The 9732-nt window shown below is 50.6% G+C and carries 11 protein-coding genes and 1 tRNA gene; 3 read left to right on the plus strand and 9 right to left on the minus strand.

Annotation, left to right across the window (positions count from 1 at the left end):
* Positions 1-286 precede the first annotated feature (286 nt).
* Entirely contained in the window at positions 287-667 is a 381-nt protein-coding gene (locus AB1690_00940; protein MEW6013866.1) for a VanZ family protein, read from the minus strand.
* A gap of 197 nt (positions 668-864) precedes the next feature.
* Here AB1690_00940 and AB1690_00945 point away from each other — a divergent pair, with 197 nt between their 5' ends.
* The 3 genes from AB1690_00945 to AB1690_00955 all read left to right on the plus strand — a co-directional run bounded on the left by AB1690_00945 (position 865) and on the right by AB1690_00955 (position 2816).
* Positions 865-1428, plus strand: coding sequence for a GNAT family protein (locus AB1690_00945; protein ID MEW6013867.1), 564 nt, complete (start codon positions 865-867; stop codon positions 1426-1428).
* A 127-nt stretch (positions 1429-1555) separates the two neighbouring features.
* The gene (locus AB1690_00950) at positions 1556-1993 is read left to right on the plus strand and encodes a CBS domain-containing protein (protein ID MEW6013868.1); all 438 of its coding nucleotides are present in this window, start codon (positions 1556-1558) and stop codon (positions 1991-1993) included.
* A gap of 127 nt (positions 1994-2120) precedes the next feature.
* Positions 2121-2816 carry an SEC-C metal-binding domain-containing protein gene (locus tag AB1690_00955; GenBank protein MEW6013869.1) on the plus strand — a complete coding sequence of 232 codons (696 nt, stop codon included), beginning with the start codon at positions 2121-2123 and terminating at the stop codon, positions 2814-2816.
* A 41-nt stretch (positions 2817-2857) separates the two neighbouring features.
* On the opposite strand, the gene AB1690_00960 is transcribed toward AB1690_00955, so the two are convergent.
* The 8 genes from AB1690_00960 to AB1690_00995 form a co-directional block, all read right to left on the minus strand.
* The gene (locus AB1690_00960) at positions 2858-4105 is read right to left on the minus strand and encodes a class I SAM-dependent rRNA methyltransferase (protein MEW6013870.1); all 1248 of its coding nucleotides are present in this window, start codon (positions 4103-4105) and stop codon (positions 2858-2860) included.
* A tRNA-Pro gene (locus tag AB1690_00965) sits at positions 4076-4150 on the minus strand. Before AB1690_00965 ends, AB1690_00960 begins: the two co-directional genes overlap by 30 nt.
* A 74-nt stretch (positions 4151-4224) precedes the next feature.
* Positions 4225-4830 carry an XTP/dITP diphosphatase gene (locus AB1690_00970; GenBank protein MEW6013871.1) on the minus strand — a complete coding sequence of 202 codons (606 nt, stop codon included), beginning with the start codon at positions 4828-4830 and terminating at the stop codon, positions 4225-4227.
* 232 nt (positions 4831-5062) lie between these two features.
* Entirely contained in the window at positions 5063-5833 is a 771-nt protein-coding gene (locus AB1690_00975) for a citryl-CoA lyase (protein MEW6013872.1), read from the minus strand.
* 11 nt (positions 5834-5844) lie between these two features.
* Complete coding sequence (locus AB1690_00980) at positions 5845-6630, minus strand: hypothetical protein (protein MEW6013873.1); 786 nt, start codon at positions 6628-6630, stop codon at positions 5845-5847.
* Between the two features lie 118 nt (positions 6631-6748).
* Positions 6749-7165, minus strand: coding sequence for a 4Fe-4S dicluster domain-containing protein (locus tag AB1690_00985; protein MEW6013874.1), 417 nt, complete (start codon positions 7163-7165; stop codon positions 6749-6751).
* Entirely contained in the window at positions 7162-7938 is a 777-nt protein-coding gene (locus AB1690_00990; protein ID MEW6013875.1) for a 2Fe-2S iron-sulfur cluster-binding protein, read from the minus strand. Before AB1690_00990 ends, AB1690_00985 begins: the two co-directional genes overlap by 4 nt.
* Before the next feature lie 6 nt (positions 7939-7944).
* A partial coding sequence (locus AB1690_00995; protein MEW6013876.1) for an NADH-quinone oxidoreductase subunit NuoF occupies positions 7945-9732 on the minus strand: 1788 nt, incomplete at its 5' end.

Raw genomic sequence — 9732 nt, forward strand, 5'->3', positions numbered from 1 at the left:
GATGATTTAGAGACACTCAGCCAATATTAGAAAGCCATTTCTCGCTCGCCAATCAGGCGAAAGAAGCCACATGCGGTTCACCTTATCTTCTTTCCCTCCCGTCAGAAATAGTTATAGATACCAGTCAACACTTTAGCAAAGCTAGTACCACTTATTTCTCAAAAATATGGCAAATGCAAGTAATCTAATGGGCTCAGCAACAATAAAATATGATTGTCGAAAATAAAGTCAAGTTAAATAATGATAACGAGATACGCAAAATTATGCACAAAAATGCCAAAACAAATCACTTCGACTTGCGGCGCTTACTTCGCCAGAACCAAAGCAGTATCAAGATAAGTATTGAGCCGGAAATATCAGAAATGGCGTCGGTCAAATCCGGCTGGCGACCCGGGATAAACTTTTGATAGGTTTCATCAAGGGCTGCAAAGAGGCTCAAGAAGAGCAGTGAGAGGAGAAACACGGAACGGTCGGAAAGACGCTCAGAGATATGAGAGAAGGAGCGGAAGACCAGAACCGCAAAAATTGCGTATTCCAGGAAGTGAATGACTTTATCCATCCCAATGAACCGCAGGCGGGGGGTATGAAAATGCGCCACCGAAGAGAGAATGATAATGAGAAGGCCGTAGAGAATCGCCGGAAGATGATATTTCAGAAATCTATTCATGGTCGCGCTTTCAGGTCAGCGCTAATCCTAAAGGATTAATTCAATAGGGGCAAGTAAAAAAGCGGCTTGCCACAAACATTCTGAAAATCACAGGGACGCCGAGTATTAGATAATTCGTAAATTGCCTTGCCCCGATATAAGAAATAGAATAAACTTGCCAGAGAGGGAAAGTGCAATGTCTTACTGAGGAATATGAAATGAGCGAGAGTGAGAGGCTGATAACCATTCCGATACTGGTCGGAGAGACGGTCTTTCTGAGACCTATGGAGCCGGAGGATAACAGTCTCACCTATCCCTGGTTTCTGGAGTCCGACCCGCAGAGCCAGAGCTGTCGTCCGATAAAGATTGTGAGTGTAGAGGAAGTGGTGGAGGCTTCACGAAAAAGAGAAGCCACCGACAAAGAAGGTTCATTAATGATAGTTCGGAAAGAAGACCGGGCGCCGGTCGGCAAGATTCGGTATTTCAATCTTAATCTTCTCAATCGAACAGCCGAGATCGGATATCTGATTAATCCGGCCGAGCAGAGAAAAGGGTACGCCCGGGAGGGATTGAGTCTTCTTGCCAGGTTTCTGTTTGAGAAAATGAATCTTAACAAAATTTATGCGCAGACGGGGGCATTCAACAGCGCCTCGGTGGCGCTGCTTCGGTCACTAAATTTCAAACAGGATGCCACCCTGCGAGAGCATCATTTCTTTAACGGAAAACTGCACGACGATTATATCTTCTCGCTCCTGCGGCGGGAATTTGAAGATAATAAGTGAGAGCCGCGGGCCTTTCCGCGCAGCAGGTATCCGGAAGGATTAAGAGAGGATTCCTTTCAGAAAGGACGAATTTTTCGTATAATTTTCGGGTTGAATCTAAAAACAATCAGGGAATGCTGGAGGCGATATGAAAGTGCGCGAGCTTCTAAAGACCAAGAGTCAGGAAACGGAGACAATTGAGCCGGATAAGAGCATTAAAGAGGCGATGGATATTATCGTTTCAAAGCGGATTGGAGCGCTTCCGGTTCTGGATAAGGGGGAGCTGGTCGGGATTATAACCGAGCGAGATATCTTCCGGCTGCTTCATAAGAATGGCGCTGGGGCGTTTACTTTCAAAGTCTGCGACGTCATGACCAGAAAACTGGTGGTGGGGATTCTTGAAGACGATATCGAGATGGTGCAGGCGGTGATGACCAATAATCGTTTTCGACATCTACCGATTATGGACGGCAGAAAGATGGTCGGAATTCTCTCTATTGGAGATATTGTCAAATCACACGTCAAGAATCTTCAGATTGAGAATCGCTACCTGATTGACTATATCACCGGCAAGTATCCCGGTTGAATTGATATTTTTCTGTTGTTTTAATTCTGTGGGATATGGGGCTGTCACTCTAAAATTCTGTCGCGTTTTTCCGATTATTTAATATGAATAATAGGAAGATTGAGCTTAGGACTTCTATGGGACCGATATGCATCTGACAGGCAATCCTGAAAAAGCAAGCGGTTATTACGACGAGATTTACGCCCGGGGGTACAACACCGGCGGCTATTACCCTCTGTATAGGCAAGTTCTGCGGATGGTTAATCAGATTCCCGAACCGCGGGTGCTGGAAATCGGCTGCGGGGTTGGCGACTTAGCCAAGATTCTGATTGAGAATGATATACCTTATCGCGGCTTTGATTTCAGCGAAAAAGCGGTCGAATGCGCGAAGAACCTCTGCCCGACGGGGAATTTTATTGTCGGCGACGCCTATGAGCGGAGCTGCTATCATCCCGAAGATTACAATATCGCCATTGCCCTGGAGGTTTTGGAGCATCTCGATGACTTTCGTGTCATTGAAAATATACCGGAAGGGGTGGAATTGATAGCTTCGGTGCCGAACTATTACGACACCGCCCATCTCCGTCTTTATCAGGACCCGCAGCGAGATATTATCGAAAGGTTTCGGCCGTATCTCAAGGTTTCTCATGTCGGCATATTGTCGCCGGATAAACTGGTGACTTCCCAAAGCAAAGTCATTTACCTGTTTCAAGGCACGCGAAAACAGTCGACAGTTAAAAACGAAACTCCCCATGAGAGCAAAATGGGGATGGTCGGACGAAATGAACTCTGCCCCTGCGGCTCCGGTAAAAAATTCAAAAAGTGCTGTCTGCTGAATATTTGACCGACTCGAATCGTCGATTTTCTCAATATCAAGTTTTCAAATCACCGTCGCACCCGGCAGATAAACGATTTCAGGTACATTGATTCCGGGAAATAAAAGGAAACAGGATGGTCTGGGCTCTGCCGGACAACTTGGAGCAGCTCCAGCGAGAGATTAGCCTGCACCGAGGCGCGGCGGAGAGTGAAAGCGAGGTCATCTTCGGAAAAAAATGACGAGCAGCTGGAAGACACAAAGATGCCGCCGTCATTCACCAGACGAAGCGCCGCCCGGTTAATGAAGTGATATGCCTTCTGCCCTGATTCCCGGTCATTCCGGGATTTGATTAGAGCCGGCGGGTCGAGGAGAACAAGGTCATATTCCGGTTTGCTCTGAGCGGCAAGCCAGTTGAAAATATCCGCCATCTTGAAATTATAGATATCGGCGGAAATATTATTCAGCTTTCTGATTCTTTCCGATAAGGCGAGCGCCTGCTCGGAACTATCGACATTCATCACAGAAACCGCCCCTCCTTTGAGAGCGGCAATACCGGAGGCGCCGGAATAGGAAAAGAGATTGAGCGTCTTCCTTCCGGCCGACACCCTGGCTGTTTCGGCGCGCAACTCTTTCTGGTCAAGATAAAAACCGGTTTTCTGACCATTCATGACATCAGCCAGGAAGTCCAGTCCGTTCTCTTTGAATTCCACAAGTTCCGGGGACTCGCCAGAAAGGATTCCTTTTGCGTCCGATAACTTTTCCTCGGCGCGCACCGGTATATCGCTTCGCTCCACAATTGCTCTGGGCTGGAATAATTCCAGCAGGACATCGACTATCTGATTTTTCAGAAGATCCGCCCCGGCGGTGGAAAGTTGCAGAGCGAGAATTTCATCATAGCGGTCGATTACGATGCCGGGAAGAGCGTCCGATTCGCCGAATACAAGACGGTACCCGGTGGTGGCAGTTCCCGGGCCATAGCCAATAGCGGCTCGCCTCTCTGAAGCCGCGGAGAGTTTGCGCCGTAGCCATTGCCTGTTTATCTCAACTTTGCTGAATTCAAAGATACGGACAGCAATGGTGGTATGCGCCGAATATGTCCCGGTGGCAAGTATATTTCCTTTTATATCAGCCACCCATACCAGCGAGCCGTGAGGGATATCCCGATCAACCGCGGCAAGCGCCCCGGAAAAAATCCAGGGATGGCGATAGACGAGATTGGTTTCTTTTCCTTCTTTCAGGGTTATAATCGGGTAGCCGGACATATTCTGCTCGCGGAGAAGATTATATCGGGGTGAGAGGATTCGAACCTCCGACATCCGCGTCCCAAACGCGGCGCGCTGACCGGGCTGCGCTACACCCCGATGAATACCGTACACTCAATATATCGGCGAATAAATCGAAGTCAAGATAACAATGGGGACTTCAGCCGACGTGGTCATCGGGCATTTTTGTTCAGGCGAGAGATTATTTTGCCACGCGCCGCGAGGAGCGCCCTTCCGCGGTGCGATACGGCGTTTTTCTCTTCCAGGGTCATCTGCGCAAAGGTCTTCCCGGCCGGCGGGTAATAGAAGACCGGGTCATATCCAAAACCGGATTTACCGGTCTTATCGGAGGCGATTACCCCTTCGACCCGTCCCTCGACAACATCTATTTCCGAAACGCTCCAGGCGATGGCGATAACGGTGCGAAAACGAGCGGTTCGTTTTTCGGCCGGAACGCCCTTTAATTCCTGCAAGAGTTTTCGATTGTTGTCGTCATAAGTGCAGCCTGGTCCGGCGAAGCGGGAAGAATATACTCCTGGCGCGCCTTTCAGATTTTCGACCTCCAGGCCGGAGTCATCGGCCAGCGACGGGAATCCGGAATGCTGGTAGATACCTTTTGCCTTCAGGATGGCGTTTTCTTCCAGGGTGGCGCCGGTTTCCTCGATATCCGGGAAGTCGAGGAAGTCATCACAGGTGAGGATAGTCAACGGCAGGTCGGCGAGCGCCTGCCGGATTTCTTTGATTTTGTCTTTGTTTCTGGTGGCGAGGAGAAGTTGCATATTAATATCCTGGCAGGTCTGGAGTGGTGCTACTCATATATCAAATGGCTCAGTCAGGTCGAGCGGCAGGTCACAATTTCGCACGAGAGAAGTTGTAGTCCCAAGGGATTACAATACGGGCTTGCGAAATCAGGACCTGCCGCAACTCTTAAGTCTCGTGAACTGTGATTGCTGATAATGTCAAAATCTCTATTGATTTGCGTGTAGCGCAAATCATTGGGGGAATTTCGACCTACGGACGAATCTTCCTATCCCCGGGGCCATCGTACTTGAATGCCGTATTTCCCAATTGACGCATCGGTTTCTCGCGGGTAAGTTCTTCGTAGGCGTGCGCCAGAAGGCCCGGGACGCGAGATATTATGAAAAATCCTTTTCCCAGTCGCCAGTCAAATCCCATATCGGAGATAACGGCAGCGATAGCGCCATCGACATTGATAGGGAGTTCTTTTCCGGTTTTTGTTTTGAGAGCTGATTCCACCGCCTTACAAAATTCGATATGCCGTCCGGAAAACTTGTTTCTTGCCGCAATCTCAAAAAGTTTCAGAGTACGGGGGTCAACATTATGCAATCTATGCCCAAAACCGGGCATTCTCTTTTTTCGGGCGTTGAGGTCATCAACCAACTGATTTGCCAGCGCCATTACCTCCCCTTCCTTTTTTGCCCACTCCTGCAGGATTTTTGCCGCCTGCTCAATGGCGCCGCCGTGACTGTCGCCGATGGTCAGAATACCGCCGGCAATGGCGGCGTTGAGCGGATTGCCGCCGGAGATGACATTGCGCGTTCCCAGACTCGACGGCGGCGAGCAACCGTGGTCAACAGAAGAGACCAGTATCGCCCGCATCATCTCCCCTTCGGCTTTAGTGGGAAGTTCCCCTTTCAGAATCAGGAAGACCGTTTCGGCAAAGGAGAGATTCTCCATAATGTCGGTGATATCATATCCGCGAACCCGGATTCGTCCGGGACCGATATCGGTTATCGCTGAGCGCCATTCGTTTTCTGCCATTTATCCTCCCGTTATTGAATCTTCGATGAATCTATCACCATCAGGGTGTCGGTTTTTATTCCCTGATAGAACTGTCGGGCAAACTTATGCCAGCCGTCTTCGAATCGTCTGAGGTCCACACCGTAGAGTTGCCTGACCGATTCCTCAAATGTCGCCGTGGACTGCCAGAGCATTTTGAAGCGGTTGATGCCGAAATTGTAAGTCAAGAACGCCACCAGCGACGCCGCCTCCCAGTTGCGGTAGAGGCTGTCGGCGCGGGCGTAACTCTCGTTATTTATCAGAGTATCCAGAGGAATATATTGCTTGATTTCAAGCAATGAAATGGTGTTGTGGTGATAATCCTGGCTGGAATAATCAAGCAGAGTGGCAAGGCCATCATATAAGACTTTGAAATCGGTCATCCGTATATCCATCTTTCGAATTATGAAGCGAGCCAGTTCCAGGCCATAAGGTGACAGTCCATCCCAGTGGACCTGATTTTCCGTGGAAAACGGGACCGCCCGTCCGGTCAATTTCTTTCCCGCCTCGGGGCTATCATGAATGTAGAAATGTATGGTGTCACTGGGGACTTCTATGGCGAGATAGTCGCAATCTTCTTTAAGATATCGCTCATAGGCTTCGGCAAATTCAGCCATTTCGTCTTTATAAAGGGAGGTGGGCGGGTAATAGAAAACGAAGTGGCGGTAGGTGTATTTGAGCCATCCGGGGAATTGCGGGAGCGGCTCGACTTTCTTGCCGCAGCCGACAAGAGAAAGTATCAATGTGAAAAGCGCCAAGACCGGCGGAATATTTCTCATAGCATCAGTAATCTCCTCTCAAGAGCGACAAGATAGCAAGAGCGGGCGGCAATGTCAAAATGAATTGCATTATGAGGGGTCAGTCGAGAGAGTCGGGATTGAATGCCGTCAAGAAGAATCAGCGCACCGCGATTCTGGTATAACGAAGCGCCTTGGAGGGGCAGAAATGGGCGCAGGCCGGGTCGCCTTTGCAGAGGTCGCACTTGACAATTTCATCATGGACTTCATCGACTAAGGCGCACCCAAAGGGGCAGGCGGCGACGCATGCCATACATTTGACACAGCGGGCGACATCAAGGTCAACAGCGCCGGTCTCCTCGTTACGCCGAAGGGCATCAAACATGCAGGATTTGACGCAGGCGGCATCATCGCATTGCAAACAGACCACCGGCACATATTTGTCTTTAGCGTGCGCCAGCGGATATATGCGGCTTCTCCCCTGCTTGAGGTTGCGGGCATGGCTGAAAGCGCACGCCAGTTCGCAGGTACGGCATCCGGTACATAGAGCGGGGTCAACGATGAAGCGGTATTTCATTTGAGAATCTCCTGTGCCGCTACCACGATTTTGCCCATGGTCTTTGCCGTTTCGATACGTTTGCAGTCATCGCAAAGCTCGAAATATGCCGCCGGTAGATTCCGCTTTTTCATGAGATACTGGGCGAAATCATGAGTGATGGTCTTTTTTCCGCAGGATTTGCAGGAGAGCAGTTCAAACTGCCGCTCCCAGATAGTCCGGGTGCCGTTCAAGTCCTGCCATTTGATAAAACCGGTGGGGCAGATATGGGCGCAACTGAGGCAGCCGATGCAGTCAGGCGGAGGCTGGCGCAGCGGTCCCGAGATTTTCTTGTCATGTCCGCGGTCCACGGCCGATATGGCGAAGCAACCCAGTTCCTCGCAGATACGTGTGCAGGCATAACACATAATGCAGTCGTCGCCATCAGGTATGGTCTGAAAACTGGAATGAGTGATGCCGTACTGCTCCGCCATTTTCTGAATGACTTCAGAATGGGGGCTGCGCGCCAGGTAGAGGTCGAGTATAGTCTTGCGCAGTTCCAAAAGTTGCGGGGTGTGGGTGCTGACGATTAATCCCGACTCAACAGGATAAAGGCATGACGTCACCGAGCGGGTCCAGCCCTCCCATTCTTTCTTTGTAATCTCCACCATACAGAGTCGGCAGGAGCCACAGGGTTCGACGGCGCCGTGATGACAGAGAGCCGGAATCTCAATTCCCTGCCTGCGGATGACGGCGAGAAGCATCTCCCCTTGGTGGGCTTGAACCGCTTTACCGTTTATAGTAATAGTTACCATATTTGCCTACTTGACTTCAATCGCATCGAACTGGCAGACAGCGTAGCATGAGCCGCACTGGTCGCAAATCGCCTGGTTGATGAAGTGTTTCTTCTTTCTTTCGCCGCTAATAGCGCCGACCGGACAGACCGGAATACAGGCAAGGCAGCCGGTACAGGCGTCGGTGATTTCATATTTTATCAAAGCGCGGCAGACACCGGCCGGACATTTCTTATGATTTATATGGGCTTCATATTCTTCGCGAAAATATTCCAGCGTACTCATAAAAGGATTAGGTCCCGACTGACCCAGACCGCAAAGAGAACCTATTTGGATATATTTGGAGAGCTTTTCCATCAGTTCCAGATCACCCGGTTCCCCCTTGCCTTCCGTGATGCGGACGCAAAGAGCGTGCAGTTGGTACAGCCCCTCCCGGCAGGGGACACATTTACCGCAAGATTCTTCGACGAGGAATCCAAGGAAATATTTGGCGACATCGACCATGCAGGTACGGTCGTCCATAATAATCATGCCGCCGGAACCCATCATGGAGCCGGCCTCGGTCAGGGAGTCGAAATCGACCGGAAGGTCGAGTTTGGCTTCCGGAAGACATCCGCCCGACGGCCCGCCGGTCTGGACCGCCTTGAATTTGCGGCCATCGGGGATACCGCCGCCGATATCAAAAATGATTTCGCGCAGCGATATGCCCATCGGAACCTCAATTAGCCCGGTGTTGTTGACTTTTCCGGCAAGAGAGAATGCCTTCGTTCCGGTGCTGCGGGAGGTGCCGATAGTGGAAAATTTCTTGCCGCCTTGACTTATAATTACCGGAATCGTGGCAAATGATTCGACGTTGTTAAGGACGGTCGGCTTATCGTGGAGTCCTTTAATGACGGAGCGGATATATTTGGCGCGCGGCTCGCCGACTTCTCCGGCAACGGAGCGCATCAGGGCGGAGGATTCGCCGCAAACAAATGCCCCGCCGCCGCGGGAAATCCTGATGTCAAAGTTCAAACCGGAGCCAAGAATATTCTTACCCAGTAAACCAAACTCGCGCGCCGCTTCAATCGCTTTCTGAAGATTCACGATTGCCAGCGGATATTCTTCACGGACATAAATGTACCCTGAGGTCGAGCCGACCGCATGGGCGCAGATAATCATCCCTTCCAGAACCGAATGGGGGTCCCCTTCCATAATGCAGCGGTCCATAAAGGCGCCGGGGTCGCCCTCATCGCCATTGCAAATCACATATCGGATTTCGGAATCGACCTTGCGGCAGGTTTCCCATTTCTTGCCGGTGGGAAATCCGGCGCCGCCGCGGCCCCGGAGACCGGAAGTCTTGACTTCGCCGATAACCTGCTCCGGCGTCATGGTCAAGGCTTTCGCCAATGCCTGATATCCGCCAACAGCAATATAATCCTTAATATTTTCAGGGTCGATTTGTCCCACATGACGCAAGCCAATGCGCATCTGACGGGAATAGAACGGGATATCTTTCCACTTTTCTATTTTTCGACTTTTGCCGGGTTCGGAATAAAGCAGTTTTGTTATAACTTCATTCTTCTCCAGAGTTTTTTCGATTATTTCCGGCACTCCTTTGGCCTGAACTCTGGTATAGAAAATCCCATCCGGCTCAATGGTAACCAGCGGACCCTGAGTGCAGAGACCATGGCAACCGGTCTTCTTGACGGCTTCGACCGTAACGTCTTTGATATTCTTCCTGGCGATATGGTCGAGGACAGCGTCGTAGATGCGGTCTGAGCCTGCCGCCAGACAGCCGGGCCCAAGGCAGACCAGAATCTTTCGCGGAAACCT

This window comes from Candidatus Zixiibacteriota bacterium, from assembly GCA_040753495.1.
Taxonomy (GTDB): domain Bacteria; phylum Zixibacteria; class MSB-5A5; order GN15; family PGXB01; genus DYGG01.